Origin of the sequence: Halorussus lipolyticus, assembly GCF_029338375.1 — an archaeon.
Taxonomy (GTDB): Archaea; Halobacteriota; Halobacteria; order Halobacteriales; family Haladaptataceae; genus Halorussus; species Halorussus lipolyticus.
This window is the reverse complement of sequence record NZ_CP119804.1, coordinates 2,555,929-2,578,331: the sequence shown is the minus strand read 5'-3', so window position 1 is coordinate 2,578,331 and position 22,403 is coordinate 2,555,929. Positions and strand designations below refer to the sequence as shown.

At 64.7% G+C, this 22,403-nt stretch carries 23 protein-coding genes; 14 read left to right on the top strand and 9 right to left on the bottom strand.

Features of this window, described 5'->3' with window-relative positions:
- Nucleotides 1–65: 65 nt before the first annotated feature.
- The 10 genes from P2T57_RS12980 (at nt 66) to P2T57_RS12935 (ending at nt 10,363) form a co-directional block, all read left to right on the top strand.
- Entirely contained in the window at nt 66–1,310 is a 1,245-nt protein-coding gene (locus tag P2T57_RS12980; protein WP_276299635.1) for an argininosuccinate synthase, read from the top strand.
- A 3-nt stretch (nt 1,311–1,313) separates the two neighbouring features.
- Nucleotides 1,314–2,810 carry an argininosuccinate lyase gene (argH, locus tag P2T57_RS12975; protein WP_276299634.1) on the top strand — a complete coding sequence of 499 codons (1,497 nt, stop codon included), beginning with the start codon at nt 1,314–1,316 and terminating at the stop codon, nt 2,808–2,810.
- 172 nt (nt 2,811–2,982) lie between these two features.
- Nucleotides 2,983–3,147, top strand: coding sequence for a lysine biosynthesis protein LysW (gene lysW, locus P2T57_RS12970; RefSeq protein WP_276299633.1), 165 nt, complete (start codon nt 2,983–2,985; stop codon nt 3,145–3,147).
- A 1-nt stretch (nt 3,148) separates the two neighbouring features.
- Nucleotides 3,149–4,042 (top strand): lysine biosynthesis protein LysX, encoded by an 894-nt coding sequence (lysX, locus tag P2T57_RS12965; RefSeq protein WP_276299632.1) that lies wholly within the window; start codon nt 3,149–3,151, stop codon nt 4,040–4,042.
- Nucleotides 4,042–5,121 carry an N-acetyl-gamma-glutamyl-phosphate reductase gene (gene argC / locus P2T57_RS12960; RefSeq protein WP_276299631.1) on the top strand — a complete coding sequence of 360 codons (1,080 nt, stop codon included), beginning with the start codon at nt 4,042–4,044 and terminating at the stop codon, nt 5,119–5,121. Before lysX ends, argC begins: the two co-directional genes overlap by 1 nt.
- On the top strand, nt 5,118–6,083 hold the full coding sequence (locus P2T57_RS12955) for an acetylglutamate/acetylaminoadipate kinase (protein ID WP_276299630.1): 966 nt from the start codon (nt 5,118–5,120) through the stop codon (nt 6,081–6,083). The genes argC and P2T57_RS12955 overlap by 4 nt, the downstream gene beginning before the upstream one ends.
- Nucleotides 6,080–7,219: an aspartate aminotransferase family protein gene (locus P2T57_RS12950; RefSeq protein ID WP_276299629.1), complete on the top strand. Its 1,140-nt coding sequence runs from the start codon at nt 6,080–6,082 to the stop codon at nt 7,217–7,219. Before P2T57_RS12955 ends, P2T57_RS12950 begins: the two co-directional genes overlap by 4 nt.
- Nucleotides 7,216–8,331, top strand: a complete 1,116-nt coding sequence (locus P2T57_RS12945; protein WP_276299628.1) for a [LysW]-lysine hydrolase — start codon at nt 7,216–7,218, stop codon at nt 8,329–8,331. Before P2T57_RS12950 ends, P2T57_RS12945 begins: the two co-directional genes overlap by 4 nt.
- Complete coding sequence (gene argF, locus P2T57_RS12940; protein ID WP_276299627.1) at nt 8,328–9,287, top strand: ornithine carbamoyltransferase; 960 nt, start codon at nt 8,328–8,330, stop codon at nt 9,285–9,287. Before P2T57_RS12945 ends, argF begins: the two co-directional genes overlap by 4 nt.
- 248 nt (nt 9,288–9,535) lie before the next feature.
- On the top strand, nt 9,536–10,363 hold the full coding sequence (locus P2T57_RS12935) for a manganese catalase family protein (protein ID WP_276299626.1): 828 nt from the start codon (nt 9,536–9,538) through the stop codon (nt 10,361–10,363).
- Between the two features lie 25 nt (nt 10,364–10,388).
- On the opposite strand, the gene P2T57_RS12930 is transcribed toward P2T57_RS12935, so the two are convergent.
- Together P2T57_RS12930 and P2T57_RS12925 are read right to left on the bottom strand one after the other, a co-directional pair.
- Complete coding sequence (locus tag P2T57_RS12930) at nt 10,389–10,853, bottom strand: hypothetical protein (protein ID WP_276299625.1); 465 nt, start codon at nt 10,851–10,853, stop codon at nt 10,389–10,391.
- A gap of 184 nt (nt 10,854–11,037) precedes the next feature.
- Nucleotides 11,038–11,526 (bottom strand): hypothetical protein, encoded by a 489-nt coding sequence (locus P2T57_RS12925; protein WP_276299624.1) that lies wholly within the window; start codon nt 11,524–11,526, stop codon nt 11,038–11,040.
- Nucleotides 11,527–12,328: 802 nt separating this feature from the next.
- On the opposite strand from P2T57_RS12925, the gene P2T57_RS12920 reads away from it, so the two are divergent.
- Complete coding sequence (locus tag P2T57_RS12920) at nt 12,329–13,288, top strand: alpha/beta hydrolase (RefSeq protein WP_276299623.1); 960 nt, start codon at nt 12,329–12,331, stop codon at nt 13,286–13,288.
- A 19-nt stretch (nt 13,289–13,307) separates the two neighbouring features.
- Here P2T57_RS12920 and P2T57_RS12915 read toward each other — a convergent pair whose 3' ends face one another.
- Nucleotides 13,308–13,775 (bottom strand): histidine kinase, encoded by a 468-nt coding sequence (locus P2T57_RS12915; RefSeq protein WP_276299622.1) that lies wholly within the window; start codon nt 13,773–13,775, stop codon nt 13,308–13,310.
- A 146-nt stretch (nt 13,776–13,921) separates the two neighbouring features.
- Here P2T57_RS12915 and P2T57_RS12910 point away from each other — a divergent pair, with 146 nt between their 5' ends.
- The 3 genes from P2T57_RS12910 to P2T57_RS12900 all read left to right on the top strand — a co-directional run bounded on the left by P2T57_RS12910 (nt 13,922) and on the right by P2T57_RS12900 (nt 16,091).
- A complete protein-coding gene (locus P2T57_RS12910) occupies nt 13,922–14,071 on the top strand; it encodes a hypothetical protein (RefSeq protein WP_276299621.1) in 150 nt (49 codons plus the stop codon).
- Nucleotides 14,072–14,222: 151 nt separating this feature from the next.
- On the top strand, nt 14,223–15,497 hold the full coding sequence (gene thrC, locus P2T57_RS12905; RefSeq protein WP_276299620.1) for a threonine synthase: 1,275 nt from the start codon (nt 14,223–14,225) through the stop codon (nt 15,495–15,497).
- A 93-nt stretch (nt 15,498–15,590) separates the two neighbouring features.
- Complete coding sequence (locus tag P2T57_RS12900; RefSeq protein WP_276299619.1) at nt 15,591–16,091, top strand: hypothetical protein; 501 nt, start codon at nt 15,591–15,593, stop codon at nt 16,089–16,091.
- 1 nt (nt 16,092) lies between these two features.
- Here the strand turns inward: P2T57_RS12900 and P2T57_RS12895 are convergent, their stop codons facing one another.
- The 6 genes from P2T57_RS12895 to serA form a co-directional block, all read right to left on the bottom strand.
- Nucleotides 16,093–17,328 (bottom strand): MFS transporter, encoded by a 1,236-nt coding sequence (locus tag P2T57_RS12895; protein ID WP_276299618.1) that lies wholly within the window; start codon nt 17,326–17,328, stop codon nt 16,093–16,095.
- A gap of 96 nt (nt 17,329–17,424) precedes the next feature.
- Nucleotides 17,425–18,672, bottom strand: a complete 1,248-nt coding sequence (locus tag P2T57_RS12890; protein ID WP_276299617.1) for an ABC transporter substrate-binding protein — start codon at nt 18,670–18,672, stop codon at nt 17,425–17,427.
- Between the two features lie 270 nt (nt 18,673–18,942).
- Nucleotides 18,943–19,170: a hypothetical protein gene (locus P2T57_RS12885; protein ID WP_276299616.1), complete on the bottom strand. Its 228-nt coding sequence runs from the start codon at nt 19,168–19,170 to the stop codon at nt 18,943–18,945.
- 16 nt (nt 19,171–19,186) lie between these two features.
- On the bottom strand, nt 19,187–20,011 hold the full coding sequence (locus tag P2T57_RS12880) for a M48 family metallopeptidase (RefSeq protein WP_276299615.1): 825 nt from the start codon (nt 20,009–20,011) through the stop codon (nt 19,187–19,189).
- Nucleotides 20,012–20,113: 102 nt separating this feature from the next.
- Entirely contained in the window at nt 20,114–20,269 is a 156-nt protein-coding gene (locus P2T57_RS12875; RefSeq protein ID WP_276299614.1) for a hypothetical protein, read from the bottom strand.
- Between the two features lie 323 nt (nt 20,270–20,592).
- A complete protein-coding gene (gene serA, locus P2T57_RS12870) occupies nt 20,593–22,179 on the bottom strand; it encodes a phosphoglycerate dehydrogenase (RefSeq protein WP_276299613.1) in 1,587 nt (528 codons plus the stop codon).
- Between the last annotated feature and the right edge of the window lie 224 nt (nt 22,180–22,403).

Here is a 22,403-nt window from a genome sequence, read left to right as displayed (position 1 = left end):
ACGCGTATCGTCTGCGAACTGTTTCGCCATTCAGACACGACACCCGACAACACACCACATCCAAAATGACAGACCAATCGAAAGTCGCGCTCGCCTTCTCGGGCGGCCTCGACACCACCGTTTGCGTACCGCTACTCGAAGAGGAGTACGACCACGACGAAGTAATCGGCGTCACGGTAGACGTCGGCCAACCAGAATCCGAGTTCGAGGAGGCCGCGGAGACCGCCGAGGCCCTCGACCTCGAACACTACGTCGTGGACGCCAAGGACGCCTTCGCCGAGCAGTGCCTCGACGCGGTGAAGGCCAACGCGACCTATCAGGGTTACCCCCTCGGAACCGCACTCGCGCGCCCCGTTATCGCCGAGGCCATCCTCGAAGTCGCCGAGGACGAGGACTGCGATGCCATCACACACGGTTGTACCGGCAAAGGAAACGACCAACTGCGCTTCGAGGCGGTCTGGCGCGACTCCGACTTGGAGGTCATCGCCCCGGTCCGCGAACTCGGCCTGACCCGCGAGTGGGAGATGGAGTACGCCGACCAGAAGGACCTGCCCGTCGAGGGCGGCAACGAGGGCGACTGGTCCATCGACACCAACCTCTGGAGTCGCTCGGTCGAGGGCGACGACCTCGAAAACCCCGGCTACGTGCCCCCCGAGGACATCTACGAGTGGACCGAGACGCCCGGACAGAAAGAAATCGAGACTATCGAAATCACCTTCGAGGAGGGCAAACCGGTCGCCATCGACAGCCAAGAGATGCCCGCGGTCCAACTCATCGAGTACCTCAACGACCTCGCGGGGAGCCACGGGATTGGGCGCACCGACATGATGGAAGACCGCATGCTCGGTCTCAAAGTGCGCGAGAACTACGAGCATCCCGCCGCGACCACGCTCCTCAACGCCCACGAGGCCCTCGAAGGTCTCGTCCTGACCGAGGAGGAACGCGCCTTCAAGAAGCAGGTGGACCAGCAGTGGGCCGAGAAGGCCTACGAAGGCCTGCTGTCAGCGCCCCTCGTGGACGCCCTCGATGGGTTCGTGGACACCACCCAAGAGAAGGTCACGGGCACCGTCACCGTCAAATTCGAGGGCGGGCAGGCCCGCCCGGTCGGCAGAGAGAGCGACTACGCGGTCTACTCGGAGTCTGCGGCGTCGTTCAACACCGAATCGGTGGACGGCATCGCCCAGTCGGACGCGACCGGCGTGGCGAAGTACCACGGCTTCCAGTCGCGTCTGGCCAACGAGGTCACCGCGAACGCCGAGGCCAAGAAGGCCGAACTGCTGACCGACGGAAGCGGCGAGAGTGAGGAGTAACGCATGAGCGAGGAGGAACCTCCTTCGGACGTGGTTCGCCGGGACCGCTTCAGCGGCGGCCCCGCCCGCGGGTTCCTTTCCTCGATGGACGACGACGCTCGCATCTTTACAGCGGACCTCGCGGTTGACCGCGCCCACGTCGTGATGCTGGCCGAGCAGGGAATCGTGGGCGAGCAAGAAGCCGCGACTGTCCTCTCGGCGCTGGACGACGTGGAGTCGGCAGGCTTCTCGGCGCTCCCCGACGGCGAGGACGTTCACGCCGCAATCGAAACCGCGGTCATCGAGCGCGTCGGCGACGTGGGCGGGAAGATGCACACCGCCCGGTCGCGCAACGACGAGGTGGCGACCTGCATCCGGTACCGCCTCCGCGAGGACGTGCTTGAGGCAATCGAGGCCACGCTGGGCCTCCGCGGCGCGCTCGCGGAAGTCGCGTCGGACCGCGCCGAGACCGTGATGCCCGGCTACACCCACCTTCAGCCCGCACAACCGACCACCGTCGGCCACTACCTGCTGTCCTACGAGGAGGCGATTTCGCGGGACACCGCGCGTCTGTTCGACGCCTACGGTCGGGTGAATCAGTCTCCCCTCGGGTCCGCGGCGTTCGCCGGCACGCCCTTCGACGTGGACCGCGAGCGCACCGCCGAACTGCTGGGGTTCGACGGACTGGTGGCGAACTCGATGGACGCGGTTTCGACCCGCGACTTCCTCGTCGAGGTCGTCTCCTCGCTCGCCAATCTGGCGACCACGGTATCAGGGTTGGCCGAAGACCTCGTGGTCTTCTCGAACAAGGGCCTCGTGGAACTCGCCGACGACTACTCGTCCACGTCGTCCATCATGCCCCAGAAGAAGAACCCCGACACGCTCGAACTCGTCCGCGCCACCGCCGGAGACGCCGCTTCCGGGGTGAACGGCCTGCTGACGACGTTGAAGGGACTGCCCAGAGCGTACAACCGCGACTTGCAGAACGCGACTCCTCACGCGTGGGAGACCGTAGACGCCGTATCGGAGGCTGTCGCCGTCGCCGCGGGTGCCGCGGGAACCGCCGACTGGAACGAGGAGGTCCTCGCCGACGCCGCGGGCGAGGGGTTCTCGACGGCCACCGGGGTCGCCGACCTGTTGGCGATGGCCGGCGTGCCCTTCCGGAAGGCACACGAGATGGTGGCTGAGAGCAACCAAATCGTTGCGATAGAAAATGAGAACATTTCTCAGAACGAGGTAAAAGAGGCGTACCTCGATGCACTCGACGCGACGGCCGAGGAGATTCTGGGCGATTCCCTCTCGGCCTACGTCGAACGCGAGGCGGTCGCCGCCGCGCTCGACCCCGAAAAGAGCGTCTCAGCGCGCGATTCGACGGGCGGCCCCGCCGCCGAAGCGGTCGCTCAGAACCTGACAACGACTGAAAAGCGCGTCGCAGACGACGAGGACGCGCTGGCGGCCGAGCGCGAGAAACTGGCCGCGGCCGACGACAGACTCCGGCAGGAGGTGAGTCGCGTTGCCTGAACCGCGACCGGTCCCTTTCGGGACCACACTTATATACTCTCGAAGCAATCCAACTGCTTCGTATTGACGCGGTATTTGCCATCTCACGCCTTTAGAGCTAGCTTTAGGCAATGAAAATATTCTGACACGTTCGACGGATTTAAGTACTACACCGGAGTAGGAGAGAGTGAGCATGACTGAGTGCGTACAATGCGGGGCGGACGTGACCCTGCACGACGACGCCGAAGTGGGAGAGATAGTAGACTGCACGACCTGCGGCGCGGAACTAGAAGTCGTCGAGCGAACCCCGCCAGTCCTCGACCGAGCACCTGAGCTCGAAGAGGACTGGGGGGAGTAAGTTGCAGATTGGACTCCTCTACTCCCGAATCCGCAAAGACGAGAAGCTACTGCTGGCGGAACTCCGCGAGCGCGGCCACGAGGTAGTGAAAATCGACGTGCGCGACCTCCAACTCGCGCTGGACGAGGCCCCCGAAATCCTGTCGGGCCTCGACCTCGTGGTGGACCGGTGTCTCGCCACTAGCCGGAGCCTCTACGCCACCAAGTTCTGCGAGGCCTACGGCGTCCCGGTGGTCAACTCTGCCGAGACGGCCCAGACCTGCGCCGACAAGGTGCAAAACAGCCTCGCGCTGGCCCAATCCGGCGTCCCGACGCCCGCGACGGACGTGGCGTTCACCAAGGAGTCGGCCATGGAGAGCATCGAGAGCTTCGGCTACCCCTGCGTCCTCAAGCCCGTCGTCGGGTCGTGGGGTCGCCTGATGGCCAAAATCGACTCCCGGAGCGCCGCAGAAGCGATTCTGGAACACAAGGCCACGCTGGGCCACTACGAACACAAGGTGTTCTACGTCCAAGAGTTCGTGGACAAGCCCGGCAGAGACATCCGCGTGCTGGCCGCCGACGGCGAACCCCTCTCCGCGATGGTCCGGTCGTCGGACCACTGGCTGACCAACGCCGCGAAGGGCGCGGAAACGGACGCATTCGAACTCGACGCCGAGGCCGAGAAGTTAGTCGAACAGGCCAGCGATGCGGTCGGCGGCGGCCTGCTCGGAATCGACCTGATGGAAGTCGGCGGCGAGAGCGAATCCGACTACACCGTCCACGAGGTCAACCACACCGTCGAGTTCAAGGCGCTGAACGAGACCACCGAGACCGACGTGCCCGCCGAAGTGGTCGATTGGCTCGAAGCCAAGGCAGACGAGGCCGACGAGGAGACGAAACACGAGGTGGTCGCCTGATGCCCATCAGCGATTCGGCGGCCGAGGAGAACGAGACCGGCCAAACCCTCACCGCCACCGTGGTCGGCGGGTCTGGCTTCGCCGGCGGCGAACTCTTGCGGCTTCTCGCGGGCCACCCGAACTTCGACCTGACCAGCGCGACCAGCAGGGAGTACGCCGGCAAGTCGGTCGGGTCGGTCCACCCGAACCTCCGGGGCACCGACCTGCGGTTTTCGGACCCCGAGGACCTCGACTCGGTGGACGTGCTGTTCTCTGCGACTCCCCACGGCGTCTCGATGGCCCAAATCGACGAGTTCTCCGACTCTGCGGACACCGTGGTAGACCTCAGCGCGGATTTCCGCCTGAACACCGAGGCGCAGTACGACGAGTGGTACGACGGCCACGACGCCCCCGAGTACCTCGAAACGGCGGTCTACGCCCTGCCTGAACTCCACCGCGACGAGTTACCCGGCGCTGACCTCATCGCTGGGGGCGGATGCAACGCCACCGCGACGATTCTGGGTCTGTATCCGCTTTTCGAGGGCGACCTCCTCTCGGGCGGCGAGCAAATCGTCGCGGACGTGAAGGTCGGGTCCTCGGAAGGCGGCGCGAGCGCCAGCAAGGCGTCCAGCCACGCCGAACGCTCAGGCGTCGTCAGGCCCTACGCGCCGACCGGCCACCGCCACGAGGCCGAAATCGAGCAGGAACTCGGCACCGGCGTCGCCTTCTCGGCCCACGCTGTGGACATGGTTCGCGGGGCCTCTGCGACCTGCCACGTCTTCCCCGACCAACCCGTCTCGACCGGCGACCTCTGGGGTGCTTTCCGCGAGGCCTACGACGACGAACCTTTCGTCCGGATGACAGCGGGCGGGTCGGGGGTCTACCGCTACCCCGAACCCAAGGCGGTCGCGGGGACCAACTACGCCGAAGTCGGCTTCGAGGTAGACGCCGAGAACCGGCGCGTCGTGGTCTTCAGCGCCATCGATAATCTGGTGAAAGGTACGGCCGGGCAGGCGGTTCATGCCGTCAACGTCGCGCTCGGCTTCGAGGAGACCGCGGGACTCGACTTTCAGGGACTCCACCCGGTGGGAAGCCCATGACCCAAGACACGAAATTCGAACTCGAAGACGCCCACGAGAAGCTAATCGACAACGACCTCGGCGACGACGGTCTCCGGACTGATGGCGGAGTCGCCGGCAACGAGGACCAGAGCGCGCCAATCGTCGTCAAAATCGGCGGCGCGCGAGCAGTCGAACCCGAGGGGGCGCTGGCCGACATCGCCCACCTCATCGCAAACGGCGAGGACGTGGTGGTCGTTCACGGCGGTTCGACCGCAGTGGACGACACCCTCTCACGCCTCGGCGAGGAGCCAGAATACGTCGAGACCCCCGGCGGGGTGGTCGGGCGCTTCACCGACGAAACCACGATGGAGGTCTTCGAGATGGTGCTTCCGGGCAAACTCAACACCGACCTCGTGGCGGACCTCCAGAACGAGGGTGTGAACGCGGTCGGTCTCTCTGGAACCGACGGAAAGCTTCTGACTGGCCCGCGCAAGTCGGCGGTGAAGGTCGTCGAAGACGGTCGGAAGAAAATCCGCAGAGGCGACCACTCCGGCAAAATCGAGGCGGTCAACGCTGACTTGCTCTCGACCCTGCTGGCCGGAAGCTACGTCCCGGTCGTCACAGTGCCGATGCTGGCCGAGGAGCACTCCGACGAGGGGACCGCCAGCGAGTTCACGCCGGTCAACGCCGACGCCGACCGGGCGGCCGCCGCTATCGCCGGCGCGCTCGGGGGCGAGTTGGTCGTGCTGACCGACGTGGCGGGAGTCTACGAAAATCCCGAGAATCCCGACTCGCTCATCGAGAGCGCAGAGACCCCCGACGAGTTTTCAGCAGTCGAGGACGCCGCCGAGGGGTTCATGACCAAGAAAATCATGGCGGCCGAGGAGGCCCTGACCGGCGGCGCAGACTCGGTGACGATTGCGGACGCGAACAACCGCGACCCCATCACCGCGGCCCGGACCGGCCACGGGACCACCATCGAACCGGAGGCAGTCAGATGACCGGCGGGTTCGTCTACTCCGAGAAGCCCATCCGAATCGAGTCGGGCGACGGGGTTCACCTCTACGACGACACCGGGGACGAGTATCTCGATTTCGGCGCGAGTTACGGCGTCTCTGCGGTCGGCCACTGCCACCCCGAGGTCGTCTCGGCGGTCCAGAACCAAGTGGAAAAACTGGCCTTCGTGCAGGCCAGCTATCCCAACTCGGCGCGCGACGGCCTCTACGACAAGTTGGCGGCGGTCGCGCCCGGCGACTTGGAGAACGTCTGGCTCTGCAACTCCGGCACCGAGGCCAACGAGGCGGCCCTGAAGTTCGCCCGGAGCGCGACTGGCAACTCGAAAATCGTCGCGGCCCAGCGCGGGTTCCACGGTCGGACGATGGGGTCGCTCTCTGCGACGTGGAAACCCAAGTACAAGACGCCCTTCGAACCGTTGGCGGGAGATTTCGAGTTCGTGCCCTACGGCGACCAGCAAGCCCTCGCCGAGGCGGTAGACGACCAGACCGCCGGGGTCCTGCTGGAACCGATTCAGGGCGAGGGCGGGGTCAACCCCGCGCCGGAGGGCTACCTCCAGTTCGCCCGCGAGATTACGGACGAGACCGGTTCGGCCCTGATTCTGGACGAGATTCAGACCGGGTTGGGCCGGACCGGGGCGCTCTGGGCCTGTGTGAAGCGCGGCGTCGTACCCGACGTGCTGACCTCGGCGAAGGGTCTGGGCGGCGGCCTTCCCGTCGGCGCGACCCTCTGCGCCGATTGGATAGCCGAGAACGCGGGACCGCACGGTTCGACCTTCTCGGGCGGACCGGTGGTCAGCGCGGCGGCCGAGGCTACCCTCTCGGTCATCGCCGACGAGAACCTGCCCGAAAACGCCGCCGAGATTGGGAGCCATCTCCAGTCGAAACTAAGGGGTAGTGAGTTACCAATTCGCACGATTCGCGGCGAGGGACTGCTCGTCGGCGCGGAGGTCAAACGCGGCGCGAACCGCCTGCTGAAGCGTCTGGCGATGGACCACGGGATTCTGGCGCTCCCGGCGGGCCGGACCGTCGTGCGCCTCCTCCCGCCGCTGACCGTCGAGGAGTCCCACGCGAACGAGGTGGTCGCGGCGCTCGAAAGCGTCCTCGGGGAGGTGTCGGCGTGAGCGTCAGCGCCGACCGGAGCGTGAGTAGCGAGTCCGCCCGCGAACTGCTTGTGGGCCTCGTGGAAACCCCTTCGCCGACAGGCGACGAGCAGGAATGCGCCGAACTCCTCGCAGACTTCTTCGAGGAGCGCGGCCGCGAAGTGTGGATAGACGAAGTGGGCAACGTTCGTGCGCCGGGAGACGATTCGGTCCTCCTCACGTCCCACATCGACACCGTGCCGGGCGACATTCCGGTGCGGGTAGAGAACGACGAAAGCAACCGAGACAATCAGAAAGAAAATGAATACGTTGCTGAAAGCAATTCAAAGGAATCCCAGACGCTCTGGGGCCGCGGGAGCGTGGACGCCAAAGGACCGCTCACGGCGATGGCCGTCTCAGCGGTCGAAACCGGCGCGAGTTTCGTCGGCGTCGTCGGCGAGGAGACCGATTCCCGCGGCGCGCGCCACCTGATTGCGGACCGCGAGGCCCCCGACGCCGTGGTCAACGGCGAACCCTCTGGTTGGAACGGCGTGACGCTGGGCTACCGCGGATTTCTGGCCGGTGAGTACGCAGTCGAGACCGATTCGGCCCACTCGTCTCGGCCCGAGGCCAACGCGATTCAGGCGGCGATGGAGTGGTGGCAGTCCGTCGAATCGGCGCTCGCCGATTCGACCGACGAGAAATCCGTCTTCGAGCAGGTCACGGCCAAACCGGTCGCGTTCTCCGGCGGGTCCGCAGACGACGGCCTCTCGGTCGAGGCCAGCGCAAAAGTCCAGTTCCGGATTCCACCCGGCGAGACCGCCGAGGAGATTCGGGAGACCGTCGAGGCAGAATTGGCGTCGGGCGGCATCGACTGGGACGAACCGATTCCCCCCGTGATGGAGACGCCCCGAAGCGAGGTCGGCCGAGCGTTCCGGCGGGCAATCCGACGAGTCGGGGGCGACCCCCGACTCCTCCGCAAAACCGGAACCAGCGACATGAACCTCTACGCCGGAGCGTGGGACTGCCCGATGGCGACCTACGGTCCCGGCAACTCCGAGTTGGACCACGCGCCGAACGAACACCTCGACCTCGGGGAGTTCGACCGCGCAATCGCGGTCCTCGAAACCGTCTCCGAAATCCTGCAAGAATGAGCAAACACGCGACGCACGCCACGACCGACCCGACTACCGAACCGCCAGTCGAACACCTGCTAGAAATCGACGACCTCTCGGACGACGACCTCGCCGAAATCGTCTCGTCCGCCGAGGACCTAAAGCAGGCCCACCACCGGGGCGAACCCCACGCCGTCTTGCCGAACCAGAGCCTCGCCATGCTGTTCGAGAAGCCGAGTACCCGGACCCGCGTCTCCTTCGAGACCGGAATGACTCAACTCGGCGGCCACGCGGTCTACCTCGGCCCGGACACGACCCACTTGGACCACGGCGAACCGGTCGCCGACACCGCCCGCGCCCTCTCTCGGTACGTGGACGCCGTGATGGCCCGCGTCTTCGACCACGACAAACTGGCCGAGATGGCGGCCCACGCCTCGGTCCCGGTCGTCAACGGTCTCTCCGACGCGGCCCATCCCTGTCAGACCCTCGCCGACCTGTTCACCATCTACGAGGAGTTCGACGGCTTCGAGGACGTGTCGGTCGCGTGGGTCGGCGACGGCAACAACGTCGGCCAGTCGTTCGCCGTCGGGTCTGCGATGGCCGGCCTTGACCTCACGATGGCGACGCCGGACGGGTACGAACCCGACGAGGAGGTCCTCGCCCGTGCCGCAGACCGCGGTCCGGCCCCCAAAGTCACTCACGACCCGGAAACCGCCGTCGCAGACGCCGACGTGGTGTACACCGACGTGTGGGTCAGCATGGGCGAGGAGGACGAACGCGAGACCAAACTCGGCGACTTCGAGGGCTTTCAGGTGAACAGCGACCTGCTGGCAACTGCGCCCGACGCCGACGTGATGCACTGCCTGCCCGCCCACCGCGGCGAGGAGATTACCGGCGAGGTGCTGGAAAGCGACCGCGCGCTGGTCTGGCAACAGGCCGAGAACCGGATGCACACCCAGAAGGCGCTGTTGACGCACCTCCTCGGCGAAGAGTAGCACCCGACTGTTCGAGCGAGAATCCCCCGACTGCCGACGAGGTAGCGATTCGTCCTCGAAACCTCTTCTCCCGGTCGGTACCGAAATGAAACCGGGGTGTATTTCGGGCGCGCAGTTCTGCGTGCCCGAAATAGGGTCATGCCGAGACGACCGTAGAACTACCATTACGCTTTCAACTAGCGCGTTATAAATGTCAACAGCCAAAACAGACTACGTGGTCGTCGTGGTGTGTCCGTCCGGGAAAACCCGTGTTTTACCACGACAACGAACTCCAGTACGAAGTCGAGGTCGAGGACCCGGACCCGTACTTCGCCAAGATGCTCCAGCAGGCCATCGGTGGCGTCGAGGGCGAGATGCGTGTCGCGCTTCAGTACATGTTTCAGGCCTTCGGCGTCCCGAAGCAGAAACAGGAGTACCGCAACCTTCTGATGGAAACCGCGGCCGAGGAGTTAGGCCACATCGAGATGCTCGCCACCGCAGTCTCGAAGAACTTGCAGGGAGCGCCCGAGGAGATGCGCGAGGACGCCCGCGAGAACGACGCCGTTATCGACGCGATGCTGAAAGGCGGGCAACCGAGACAGGCCCTCTCGGCCGGACTCCACGCGATGCCGGTGGACGCCAACGGGAACCCCTTCAGCGGGGACTGCATCGTCGCTACCGGAAACCTCGCGGCGAACATGTACGCCAACGTCATGGCCGAGTCCACTGGGCGACTGCTGGCGTCCAGACTCTACGAGATGACCGACGACGAGGGGATGAAGGACATGCTGGCGTACCTCATCGCCCGCGACACGATGCACCAGAACCAGTGGCACGCCGCCCTCGAAGAACTGGGCGAGACGGTCCCCGTTCCGGCGAGTTTTCCCCAAGAGAAGGAGAATCAGGACTTCGACTACGAGTTCATGTCCACCTTCCGCGAGGAGCGCGAGAACCCCGGCGAGCGGTGGACCGAAGGCGAGTCCTTCGACGGGAAGGGCGAGTTCTCCTTCGGCAACCAACCCGGCGGCGGGAACCCGCAACTCGAAAAGACCATCGAGGAGATGTACAACGAGGCCACCAGCGAGTCCGACGACTGAGCAATCGAGAGAGCGACGAACCGACTCACATCTGCCGGACGGCGGCGAAGACACCGCCCAGCACCACGCCGAAAAGGACGTGCCCGGCGAGACTTCCGAGGCTCACGGTCGGAATCGGGAGAATCCAGACCGTGTTCGCCAGCGCCCAGAACGCGACGGCGACGCCGGTTGCGACCGCCCAGAGGCCGACACCGTAGCCAGCGCCCAGCGCCGTTCCGGTCAGCACGCGGTCAGCGTAGCCAGCGAGGGGCGACCAATTCACGAGTCCGGCGTAGACCAGCGCGAAGACCAGACTGTGAAGCAGGTGGACGAGCCAATCGGTCGCCAGCGCACCCACGTCGCCCGCCGCGCCCGTCGGCGGCAGGACGCCCGCGACGAACTGAAGGTAGAGGCCGAAGACGGCCCCGCCAGCGAGTCCCGCGACTGTCGCGTCGAGCCACCGGTTCTCCTCGGGGCGCTCGCGTCGAACCGTGGTCTCCGTTCGGGACATATCGGAGACTCGGGCGTCCCGAACCAAAAGTCGAGACGTTCGTTCGCTACGATTCAGGCCGTCAGCGTCTGCTTACGCCGACCAGACAACAGGTTACTAACAAGTTCGCCGAGGACGATTTCGAGCGGTCGAGGTCGTCGCTCGGTCGAACTCGGGACAAGCACGCGATTCGCGTCAGAAAAAGTCAGCGCTGTCGTGCGACCGCGAACACCGCGCCGAGAACCACGCCGTAGACGAGGTGGCCGACGAGGCTGTTCGCGTCGAGGTTGGGGATGGCGGGCGCGTCCATGCCGAGCGCGCCGAGCCAGAGCGGCATGACGACGGCCGCGGCGACAAGCCAGACGAGGAGACCGTACCCCGCGCCGAGTGCGGTAATCCGTCCGATGCCGGCGTCGCGGTAATCCGTCTGCGTCACTGCGCCAGCGAAGACCAGCGCGAACGCGACGCTGTGGAACAGGTGGGCGGCCCACCCGAAGGCGACGCTCTCCATCCCGTAGAGCGCGGCGATGACTGGCATCATGCCCATCATTTGGAGGAGGACCCCGAAGGCGAGGCCGCCCGTGAGGCCGCCCAGTACCGCGCTCGACCACGTTCGGCGGACGGTTTCACTGCCGACGATGGTCTCGTTCTCGGTCGTTGCATCGACGATGTTCTCTCGAGTCTCTGAAGCCATGAGAGCGTAGACGCGCCCCGAGGAAATATACGTATCTGCTGGAAACGGACAGGACAGGCTTCAAGAGCGACGTTCTCTGCTTCGAAGCGAGCGACGGAGGAGACCGGAGCAGAGACTGGCCCGCGAAGTGGCCGGTCAGCCGATAGCATTGGTAGCACGGAACATCCAGAATAGAAATATTCTTCGTTCTTTTAGAATTGTTTTTATTTGTCTACCGCGCCCACTGGTCCTCGTCGTGGAGTTCCGCCCAAACCGCGGCGATGGCCTGTTCGGAGTTTGGCGTTCTCGAGGAGTTCCCGGATGAGGTCGGATTGATACTGCACCTTCTGGTTGGGCATAGCCCCGTGTGGATAGCCGTTCGTTACGGGAAGTCTCGGCTATATTCACGGTTGGGAGGGGTTTTGAGAAAACGAGTGAACAGCGACGCCGGTCCATCTCCAAGCGAAACGCGGGGTGCGAACAGGTGCCACGACACGGATTCACCCGCGACGTGATACTCGGCCGGAAGGTCGCACTGGCAGGTCGATTCGTTGACAGTCACCGAGAGGAGACGGAGCGCGCGCCAGCGTATTCAGTCTGTGAACCACCCTCATAGAGTCAACTAAGTGACTAATTTCTGTTTTCAGTCAAGGTACCCTTTATCAACACCCAGTTCCAAGAAGAAATGTCTGCATTTCGTTTTCAGCCGAGGTACCGCTTAACATCCAAACTCGTCTTAGAGCCTCTAAAAACTAATTTTGAGTATTTCAGACATTGGAAAGATATGGCAAAGCTTATGTAAGTAAACACTCACCGACAGAATATGTCAGAACCACACGCCGACATCCAAGCGGTCGTCTCCGAAGTGCCCCCGCTCAACCAACTCTCTATCGAGCAGGCCCGGCGAGGCTACGCCGACTACCTCTCGGTTGAGCGAGACATCGGTTCGCTCGCCGACGTACGCGACAGCGTGGTCCCCGGTCCCGACGGGAACACCATCCCGATTCGGGTCTACACCCCGGAAGGAGACGGACCTTTCCCGGTTCTGGTCTGGATGCACGGCGGCGGCTTCATGCTCGGCGACGTGGAGTCCTACGACCCGGTTTGTCGGGTCCTCGCCGACGAACTCGGCTGTGTGGTCGTCTCGCCCGATTACCGGCTCGCCCCCGAACACGAGTTCCCGGCGGGCCTGCGCGACTGCTACGAAGTCGTCGATTGGGCGTCCTCGCGGATGGAGATTCTAAACGGCGACCCCGACCAACTGCTGGTTGGCGGCGACAGCGCGGGCGGCAACCTCGCGGCGGCGGTCACCCTCATGGCCCGCGACAAGGGCGGCCCCGACATCGACTACCAGATTCTGGTCTACCCGACGACGACCTTCTCCTACGAGTTCGCCGACGAACCGAGCGGCGACGGCAACTACTTCATCACCGAACCCGACCTGCAGTGGTCGTGGGACAACTATCTGGAGAACGAAATCGACGGTATGAGTCCCTACGCCTCGCCCCTGCAGGCCAACGACCTGAGCGACCTCCCGCCCGCGACGCTCATCACGGCCGAGTTCGACCCCCTCAAAGACGAGGGCGTCGAGTACGGCGAGCGACTGGAATCGGCGGGCGTCGAGGTCGAACACTCTCACTACGACGAGATGGTACACTCCTTCTTCACCAACGTCGCCGAACCCCGCGTCGAGCAGGCGTGGGACGCCATCGCGGAAATCGACGCGAATCTCGAAGAGGCCTTCGAGGACGAGCGCGAAGAAAAGGAACTCCTCGTTGCGTGAGCGCACCGTGGTTCTGAACCTACAGACGCAGGAGAGATGGGAACGCGAGTCCGAGGACGAGTCCGTAGACGACGTGTCCGACGAGGCTCAGGGGGTTGAAGTTCGGGAGCGGCGGGTCGGCCAGAGAGCCGACAGCACCGAGCCAGACGGGCATGACGAAGGCGGCCAGCAGGACCCAGAGGCCGACCCCGTAGACCAGACCGAGGAGGGCGCTCCGGCCGACCGAATCGACGCCGGACGCGATACTCGCAATCCCGGCGAAGACGATACCCAAGACGACTGAGTGGAAAAGGTGGACTGCCCACCCGGCTGTGAGACCCGAGAGACCGTACATCGAAGGGATGGCGACTTCTATCACGGGACCCATTTGCATCGTGAGCATCGCGCCCATCACGATACCGGCGACGAGACCGGCGAGCGCGCCGCCGCGCCACGCGACTGGTTCTGAAGACGTTTCGACTGCGGTGGTGGTGGTTTCCGACGCCATAGACGGGGATACGCTCACCCCGCAAATAGCGGTTCGTCGGGCGTGCGCTCCGACTGCACAGCTCCGAAAGCGACCGCCGACTCATGATAATTGTTACCTCTTCTAAGTTAATTTTATATTATTAGGGTGTATTTTGCCAGTTAGACATGCAGAAAAGAACTCGATTCGGACTGCTCATGGTCGTGGCCGCAACGCTAATGCTCGTCGCCGCCTCCTCCGGTGCCGTCGCCGGCGGCATGTGTCAGAGTATCGGTGACTTCGCCATGCAGTGCGTGTGCGAGACGACCTGCTACTGAACAGACTCAGCACGCGGGCCTCCTCGGGACCACTCCCACGAGACTGACCGCGACGGGACCGACCCTGAACCTCGACGGGACCGACCACTGAGGGTCCGTAGAACTACCACTAACCAACGGTTTTTATCCGTCGCTTCCCTCCCACAGAACGATGAGTTTGAGCCTCTCCGGGGAGCGACCCGACCCGCCAGCGGACGCTGACGAGGGCGTCTGGTTGGCCTGCATCGAGTGCGGAGCGACCTACGCGCCGTTCGAGGAGATTCGCTACACCTGCGACTCCTGCGACGGTCTGCTGGAGGTCCGGTACGAAGACCTGCCCACACTCGAGGACTTCGCGGGCGACGACCACGACGAGCGCGGCGTCTGGCGCTACGCCGACGCGCTCCCGGTCGAGTCGGGCGTGAGCATCAGCGAGGGCGACACGCCCCTCTACGAGGTCCCGACGATAGAGGCCGACGTCGGCGTCGCGGACCTCCGAATCAAGCACGAGGGGATGAACCCCACGGGGAGTTTCAAGGACCGCGGCATGACGCTGGGCGTCCGCGTCGCCGAGAAATTGGGCGTGGACCGCCTCGCGTGCGCGTCCACGGGCAACACGAGCGCCGCGCTCGCGTGCTACGGCGCACGCGCAGGCACAGAGGTACTTGTATTATTACCCGCAGGGAAGGTCGCGGCCGGAAAGGTCGCTCAGGCCAGCCTTCACGGCGCGCGGATTCTGGAAGTCGAGGGCAACTTCGACGCCTGTCTCGACATCGTGTCGGAACTGGCCGACAGGGGCGAGGCCTACCTGCTGAACTCGCTCAACCCCTTCCGACTGGAGGGCCAGAAGACCATCGGCCTCGAAATTCTGGAGCAGTTTCGGGACCAGACCGGCGACTTCCCCGACCGCATCGTCCTACCGGTCGGCAACGCGGGCAACACCGCGGCGCTCTACAAGGCCTTCCGCGAGTTGGTCAGGGCGGGGTCGCTGTCCCCCGAGGAGGTCCCGACCTTGACTGGCGTGCAGGCCGAGGGCGCGGCCCCGATGGTCGAGGCCGTCGAGGAGGGCAGAGACGAAGTGCGCAGGTGGGAGGAGGTCGAAACTCGCGCAACCGCCATCCGCATCGGGAATCCGGTCAACGCGCCGAAGGCTCTGCCCGGAATCCGAGAGACCGGCGGGACCGCAGTCGCCGTCTCGGACGACGAGATTACCGACGCCCAGCGCGCCTTGGCCCGCGACGGCGTAGGCGTCGAACCCGCCAGCGCGGCCTCGGTGGCCGGTCTCCGCAAACTGCGCGAGTCGGGCGAAATCGGAAGCGACGAGCAGGTCACGTGCCTGACGACCGGCCACCTGCTGAAGGACCCCGACGCCGCCGCCGAGGCCGGGGCCGAACCTGAGCCTGTGCCGGCCGACACCGAGGGCGTGTTGGACCTCCTCGGCGAGTAGTCACCTCCACCCGAAACGCCGTCGTTCGTCCGTCTGACGTGTCATCTTCCCGTCTGACGCGGCTTTTTGGTACTCGATGACGTGTGTTTGTGCGTGAGCATCAAGACCCCCGAACGCGCTCACGACCACGGCGAGGCCCGCGCCTCGGACGACGAGCGGGGACGAACGACCCGCGAGTCCACCCGGCAACCGCCCGCGAACGAGGAGACAGACGACGCATCGGACTGGAGGCCCGATACCGACGACGAACTGGTGGTGGTGGTCTGCCCGCAACGCATCTATGAACAGCTACAACCCGACCTCGACGAGTCGCGCGAGCGCCTCTGTCGAGAGTACGAACGAGAACACGAGGACCTGCTGGCCGAGCGCGCGCAACTCGCCGACGAGGTGGACGCCCTCGAACGACAGTTGGCGCGCAAGGAGTCGCAACTCGACGCGGTAATCACGCGCAACGAGCAGATTCTGGAGGCCCGGACCGAATCGTACCAGAACCGAATCGAGAGACGAGAAAACGGCGAGGACGACGATTTCGAGTGGACCGGCAGTCGGCAGGAGTCGGGACTGTTGGCGCGACTGAAGAACTGGCTTCGGTAATCTACCTCGTCCGCGCCAGTCGAACCACGATGCCGGCGCTCACGAATAGACAGACCAACAAGCCCGCGAACGCCGCTGTGTAGGAGACTCGGCCCGCGACGAACCCGACGTAACTCGGGCCGAGACTCCCGAGACCGATGTAGACGGTCCGAGTCGCGCCGAGGTCGCCGCCCATGCTTCCGTCCGGAAAGGTGTCCATCAACAGCGCCTGCATCACCGGCGGGTAGGCCATCAGTCCGCTGGCGAAGACGACCACGGCGAGGCCCGCGAGGAGCGTCCCGGAGGCCAGAAGCAAACCGGCGAGCGCCCCGGCGGCGACGACCAGCGCGCCCGCCGCCACTCCGGCGCGGGGGAACCGGTCGCCGAGCGACCCCGCGAGGGGTTTGACCGCCGCGCCGACCAGAAACAGGGCCGCGAACCCGCCGCTGGCGAGGCCCGGCGGGAACCCCTTCGAGACCCGGAGGAAGGTCGGCAGGAACCCGGCCGCGCTCTGCCACGTGAAGGCGTAGAGCGCGTAGGCCAGCAGGAGCCACCGAAACCGAGGATTCTTCCAGAGCCGCCGGGCGGTCCGGCGGGCGTCGGCGAGTCCGGCGACCACGGCCTCGTGGGAGAGGTCCGGTCGGTCGTACTCCTCGCGGCCCCAGACGTGGAGCGCCAGCGCGACACCTGCGAGGACGGCCAGAACTGGCGCGTAGGCCGACCGCCAGCCAGCGACTGCCAGCGCCGCGACTGCGAGTCCGGCCGCGGCCGCACCGCCAACGTCGCCGGAAGCCGTGTGGAGGCCGAACGCCTGTCCTCGGCGCTTCACGAACAGGTCCGAGACGAGCGCCCGAGCCGGGGTCGGGTAGAGGCCCGCCCCGGTACCGACGATGGCCGCGCCGACGAGGAAGAAGGGGTAGTCGGGCGCACTCGCCAAGACGCCGAATCCGGCGACCACGAGCGAGAGGCCAGCGACCAGCAGGGATTTGCGCGTGAGGTTGTCCGAGAGCCGACCGCTCGGATACTGACAGAGCGCGTACAGGCCCCACAGGAGCGTAAACGCCAGTCCCGACTGGAACTCGGTGATGGCGAGGTCGTCCATCACCGCCGGGAGCATCGGCGAGAGGACGAGTCGGCCGCCCTGAATCGCCGCCCACCCGAGCGAGACTGCCAGCAGGAGGCGACCGGAGTAGCCGGTCAGCAGGCGCTCTTGCTCGTCGGGGTCGGCGTCGGACTCCTCGGCGCGGCCGCGGGACACACCGGAGCAAGGTCGGGGAGCTATTTGAGTGCGGGCTTTGCGGCAGGGGCGTGGGGAACCCAACGGTGTGCAGGTAGCGACCGAGTTCAACGGCGCTCAGACGTTCCCGGCGACGACATCCGCGACTCGCTGGCGGTCGAACAGTCGTTCCTCCTCGGGGATTTTCGGGTACGCGCCGCCCTCGTAGTCCGGCCACTCGCCGAACTGCTCGGGATACAGTTGTTTGGCCGTCATCTCCAACTGGAAGAGGTTCATTATCGGTCCTTGGACCGGATGCCCCGACGGGTAGACCCGACCGTTCTCGACGGCCGTTATCTGGCTTGCGACGGGGTGGTCGGCCAACGTCTCCGCGATTTGGGAGACGTCGTAGTACGAGTCGATTCCGTACCGGTGCAGGAGAACGTCCGGGTCGAATTCGAGCATCTGCTCGTAGCTATACGTGGTGTCGTAGGTCACGTCGTCGCCAGCGAACACGTCGGTCGCGCCGAACGGCCGGACGTGCGCGGTGGCGAACCCCTTCGCGTTGATATTCGACGGGTAGAACGTGTCCTGCATGAAGATAACCGACCCGACCGTGGGGCGTTCGTCCTCCGGCGGGAGGTTCGAGCGAATTCGGTCGAGGAGGTCGTCGCGGACCGTCTTGAGGGCCTCGTACCGCTGGCGCTCTCGGAACACGTCGGCGACCTTCTCCGCGATTTCCCAGAGCGTGTAATACTGGTAGCGGTCACGACACGCCTCCGGCGGTTGGCCGCGCCTGCGACTGTAGGAGTTTCCGAACCACGGGGCGACGTTCTCCCGAATCTCCTCGATGTCCGACTGCTTCCACCCGTCGAAGGACGTAAAGAGGCACGGATCGACCAAGTGAAGGTCCGAATCCAGTTCGTAGAGGAGTTCCTTGTCCACGGTGACGTTCCTCGAACCGCTGTTGAGTTGGGTCAGGTCGTCGTGGTCGAACGAGACGCCGTCGAGACGCTCGTAGTAGGCGTCCAGCGTGTTGCCCCCGGCGGCGGCGTCGAACCCCAGCGAGTTTATCGAGTCGCCGTACCCGTACGCCACGGTCATGTCGGCGTAGGCCAGTTCGTACACCAGCACGTCCTCGGGGACGCCATCGAACGTGACTTCCCCGACCGGTGCCATCGACACCGAGTAGGAACCGTCTGATTGGGTCGTTCCCGATTCGGTCGCCGTCGATTCGGTCGTCGTCCCCGACTCGGAAGCGGTCGAAGTCGGCGACGAGTTCGACCCACCCGTACACCCGGCCAGCAGTCCACCGCCGACGACCGCCCCACCGTACTTGAGGAACTCGCGGCGCGTCGGTACCGGCTTGCCAGTCTCGTCGTCCATCACGTGTTTTAGGCCCACCTAAAGAATTAAAGCGATTTCGATTCGTGGAATTCCTAAGCGCGTGACAGGCCTTTGGGGCGCTGTCGAACGTCCTCCCGAGAGCGAGTGAAGAAGGGCCGAGCGTAGAAATAATTATAATCCTTTAGAGAGCTTATTTGATTCTTAAAAATACAATATTATTTCTTTCTCGACTGGATGGTCGAAACGCTAGTTAGGCAAGCACCTGCCATCGCATAGTAGCGAACAGCGCGTACTCCGAATCCATTCTTCTCAGAACGCGGTCGTGCCGAAGTACAACCCGACACCGACGAGCGCAATCCCGACGACCTGCACCAGTCGCCGCCAGCGGTCCGCAACCGACTCCTCGCCGTACTCGCCGTCACGGCCGGGCGGCCTTCGACCCGCAGTGTGAATCTGTACGACGGCCTCCGGGGCCGCGAGGAAAAACAGGCCGAGGCCGACGCCGAGGACGCCAGCGAGGAGTGTTCGGATGTCCATACTCGTCGTGGCTCCGTCAGTTACGCAGGCGCTCGATGCGCTTCTCGACCGGCGGGTGGCTGGCGAACAGTCGCGCCAGACCGGTCCCCTCGCCGAAGATGCACAGCGCGCTGACCTCCGAGTCGATTTCGGATTTCTGGGCGCGCTCGCTTCCGCGACTGATTTTCTCCAGCGCGGTAGCGAGGGGTTCGCCGCCGCCGATTTCCGCGGCCGCGTCACGGTCCGCGACGTACTCTCGGTATCGCGAGATGGCGAAGACGAACACCATCACGAGCATCTGGGTGATTTGGCCGACGACCATGGCGAGGAAGAAGTCCGCGAGGTCGTTCTCGCCAGTCAGCAGGACCACCCACTGAGCGACGATGGCGACGATGGAGGCCACGCCCTGCCCGAGGACCATCATCACCACGTCCCGGTTCCGAATGTGAGCGAGTTCGTGAGCGAGGACGCCCTCGACCTCGCGACTGTCGAGCATCTGAAGTAACTCCTCGGAGACGACGACCGTCCCCGCGCCCTTCCGCCCGACTGCGAAGGCGTTGGGCACGCCCATCCGGGCCACCATCAGGCGGGGCTTGTCGATGCCCATGTCCTTCGACAGCGACTCGACCTGTCGGTGGATTTCGGGGAAGCGGTCTTCTGGCATCTCCTCCGCGCCGACGCTCCGGAGCGCGGCCCACTTGCCGATTTTGTACTGGACGCCGACGAAGGCGACGCTCCCGAGCGCGACGAGGACCGGCGAGAAGCCGAAGATTCCCATCGCTACGACCGCCGCGACGGCGTAGAACGCGAACAGCATCGACCCGACGACCGCCATTCGGGCCTTCAATCCGAGATGTCTCATGTTCGGGGGTGGACAGCGACACCACTAATAAGCGGTGGTTGTGCAGAACGTTCGTCGGTGGGTGGAGCGACAGAAACCGACCGGACGGAAGTGCCCGGACTCCTACGAGGAGTCCTCGGGCGAGTCTTCCGCCGACAGGCGCAGGCCGGAAAGCCCGACCTTCAGGTCAACTCGGTCCCAACGCTTCGGCACGAACCGAAGGCTGAGAACGCCGACGATTAGCAACAGAGCTAGTAGTGCCAAGATTTGCCAAACCATAGTTTGCTCCGCGCGGTGTTGTAGCACCGCGCAAAACCAGATTCGAATCTGTTAGGTTTAAATCCCTATACTCCACCTCGTAGACTAAATCGGTGGGTTTATTTTAGCACCGACCTTTGCTGTCGAGTGAAGGCTGGGACGCTCCAGTCAGCAGAGCGAAAAAGATTTGCCAAACCACCGGCCGCGCGGTGTTGTAGCACCGCGCAGGATTTCTATCTTGGAGTAATAGCCTACCGCACCAATCCCAACCAGTAACGGGCAGTTCGAACTGCCGGAACGGAATTTCTGGAAGAAAATCGTCCGGAATCGAGGTAGAGTCCGCGCTACTCCGCGCCGTTCAGTTCGATGTAGCGCGCTTCGATGATTCGGTCGTCGTTCTCCAGCGCCTCCTTGGCCTCGTCGGGGACCTGCGCGTCGAGGGTGTAGACTGTCAGCGCCTCGCCGCCGATGGCCTCGCGGGCGTTGAACATCCCCGCGATGTTGACCTCGTGGTCGCCCAGCACGGTGCCGATGAACCCGATGACGCCCGGCGCGTCCTCGTTGCGGGCAACCAGCATGTGACCGTGGGGGATGGCGTCGATGCGGTAGTCGTCCACCCGGACGATGCGCGGGTCGTCGCCGGCAAACAGAGTGCCTTCGACGCTGATAGACTCGTCGTCGCCCGAGACGGTGACGCGGACGAGGCTCTGGAAGTCCTCGGTCTGGCGGGTCTTGGATTCGGTGACTTCGACGCCGCGGTCCTCGGCGATTTGGGGCGCGTTGACCGCGTTGACCTGCCATTCGAGGGGTTGGAAGACGCCCTTCTGGGCGCTGGCGGTCACGAGTTCAACGTCCTCGTCGGCGATGTCGCCCTCGTAGTGGACCTCGATGGAGGAGATGCGCTCGTCCAGCAGTTGGGTCGCAATCTTGCCCGCGGTCTCGGCCAGTCCGATGTAGGGTTCGACGCGGGGGAAGGCACTCTCGTCGATGGAGGGCGCGTTGAGGGCGTTGACGACCGGTTCTTCGGCGAACGCCGCGACCACTTGGTCGGCGGTACTGGTGGCGACGTTCTCCTGTGCGGCCTCGGTACTCGCGCCGAGGTGGGGCGTGACCACCACGTCGTCCACGCCGAGGAGCGGATTGTCGGGCGAGACGGGTTCGTCGGCGAACACGTCCACCGCGGCACCCGCGAGGACGCCGTCCTCGACTGCGCGGGCAAGGGCGTCTTCGTCCACGACGCCGCCGCGGGCGCAGTTGACCAGATACCCGCCTTCGAGTTCGGCTAGCTCCTCGTCGGAGATGAGGCCCTCGGTTTCGGGGGTCAGGGGCGTGTGGACCGTCAGGAAGTCCGCGCGGTCGAGACACTCGTCTAGGTCCACGAGTTCCGCGCCGAGTTGGTTCGCGCGGTCCTCGCTGATGTAGGGGTCGTAAGCCACGAGGTCCATGCCGAGGGAATTGAGTTTCTTGGCGACCTCTTGGCCGACCCGACCCAGACCCACGATGCCGAGGTTCTTGCCGTTGAGTTCGGTGCCGAGGTAGTCGCCCTTGGCCCACTCGCCGTCGCTGAGTCGGGCGTGGGCCTGCGGGATGGACCGCGCGCTGGCGAACGCCATCGCCACGGTGTGTTCGGCCGCGGCCCGGACGTTGCCCTCCGGCGCGTTGGCGACGATGACGCCGTGTTCGGTCGCGGATTCGATGTCGATGTTGTCCACGCCGATACCCGCCCGCCCGACGATAACGAGGTCTGAGGCGGCCTCGAAGACCTCCTCGGTCACGTCGGTTCCGGAGCGCACGATGAGTCCGTTCGCGTCCGAGACGGCAGACAGTAGCGCGTCCCCTTCTACGTCGTAGGCGGTTTCCACTTCGTGACCGGCCTCACGGAGTCGGTCCAGACCTGCGTCGGCGATGGGGTCCGTTACGAGAACCTTCATGATTGTGGAAAGTCGTGCCGCCGGGATAACCCTTTCTCCGCCTGTACCATTTGCCAGCACTTGATTACCTGATACGCCCTCGTCGCTCTCGGGGAATATTTTTAAATCCGTCAGGGTCGGTTCCCAAAGGTTTAACACGCCATCGTGACACATCTGTTACTATCGGTAGACGACGATACCTCGCTAACCTGAGCCGCGACGGTTATGTGATAATAAAGAGGTTG

What these genes read in the sequence shown, in the direction of transcription:
- P2T57_RS12880 (WP_276299615.1), bottom strand. Translation starts at nt 20,011, where the DNA reads ATGAGACATCTCGGATTGAAGGCCCGAATGGCGGTCGTCGGGTCGATG.
- argH (WP_276299634.1), top strand. Translation starts at nt 1,314, where the DNA reads ATGAGCGAGGAGGAACCTCCTTCGGACGTGGTTCGCCGGGACCGCTTC.
- P2T57_RS12885 (WP_276299616.1), bottom strand. Translation starts at nt 19,170, where the DNA reads ATGGACATCCGAACACTCCTCGCTGGCGTCCTCGGCGTCGGCCTCGGC.
- P2T57_RS12890 (WP_276299617.1), bottom strand. Translation starts at nt 18,672, where the DNA reads ATGGACGACGAGACTGGCAAGCCGGTACCGACGCGCCGCGAGTTCCTC.
- P2T57_RS12920 (WP_276299623.1), top strand. Translation starts at nt 12,329, where the DNA reads ATGTCAGAACCACACGCCGACATCCAAGCGGTCGTCTCCGAAGTGCCC.
- P2T57_RS12955 (WP_276299630.1), top strand. Translation starts at nt 5,118, where the DNA reads ATGACCCAAGACACGAAATTCGAACTCGAAGACGCCCACGAGAAGCTA.
- P2T57_RS12950 (WP_276299629.1), top strand. Translation starts at nt 6,080, where the DNA reads ATGACCGGCGGGTTCGTCTACTCCGAGAAGCCCATCCGAATCGAGTCG.
- argC (WP_276299631.1), top strand. Translation starts at nt 4,042, where the DNA reads ATGCCCATCAGCGATTCGGCGGCCGAGGAGAACGAGACCGGCCAAACC.
- P2T57_RS12875 (WP_276299614.1), bottom strand. Translation starts at nt 20,269, where the DNA reads ATGGTTTGGCAAATCTTGGCACTACTAGCTCTGTTGCTAATCGTCGGC.
- P2T57_RS12925 (WP_276299624.1), bottom strand. Translation starts at nt 11,526, where the DNA reads ATGGCTTCAGAGACTCGAGAGAACATCGTCGATGCAACGACCGAGAAC.
- P2T57_RS12915 (WP_276299622.1), bottom strand. Translation starts at nt 13,775, where the DNA reads ATGGCGTCGGAAACCACCACCACCGCAGTCGAAACGTCTTCAGAACCA.
- P2T57_RS12910 (WP_276299621.1), top strand. Translation starts at nt 13,922, where the DNA reads ATGCAGAAAAGAACTCGATTCGGACTGCTCATGGTCGTGGCCGCAACG.
- serA (WP_276299613.1), bottom strand. Translation starts at nt 22,179, where the DNA reads ATGAAGGTTCTCGTAACGGACCCCATCGCCGACGCAGGTCTGGACCGA.
- lysW (WP_276299633.1), top strand. Translation starts at nt 2,983, where the DNA reads ATGACTGAGTGCGTACAATGCGGGGCGGACGTGACCCTGCACGACGAC.
- argF (WP_276299627.1), top strand. Translation starts at nt 8,328, where the DNA reads ATGAGCAAACACGCGACGCACGCCACGACCGACCCGACTACCGAACCG.
- thrC (WP_276299620.1), top strand. Translation starts at nt 14,223, where the DNA reads ATGAGTTTGAGCCTCTCCGGGGAGCGACCCGACCCGCCAGCGGACGCT.
- P2T57_RS12930 (WP_276299625.1), bottom strand. Translation starts at nt 10,853, where the DNA reads ATGTCCCGAACGGAGACCACGGTTCGACGCGAGCGCCCCGAGGAGAAC.
- P2T57_RS12980 (WP_276299635.1), top strand. Translation starts at nt 66, where the DNA reads ATGACAGACCAATCGAAAGTCGCGCTCGCCTTCTCGGGCGGCCTCGAC.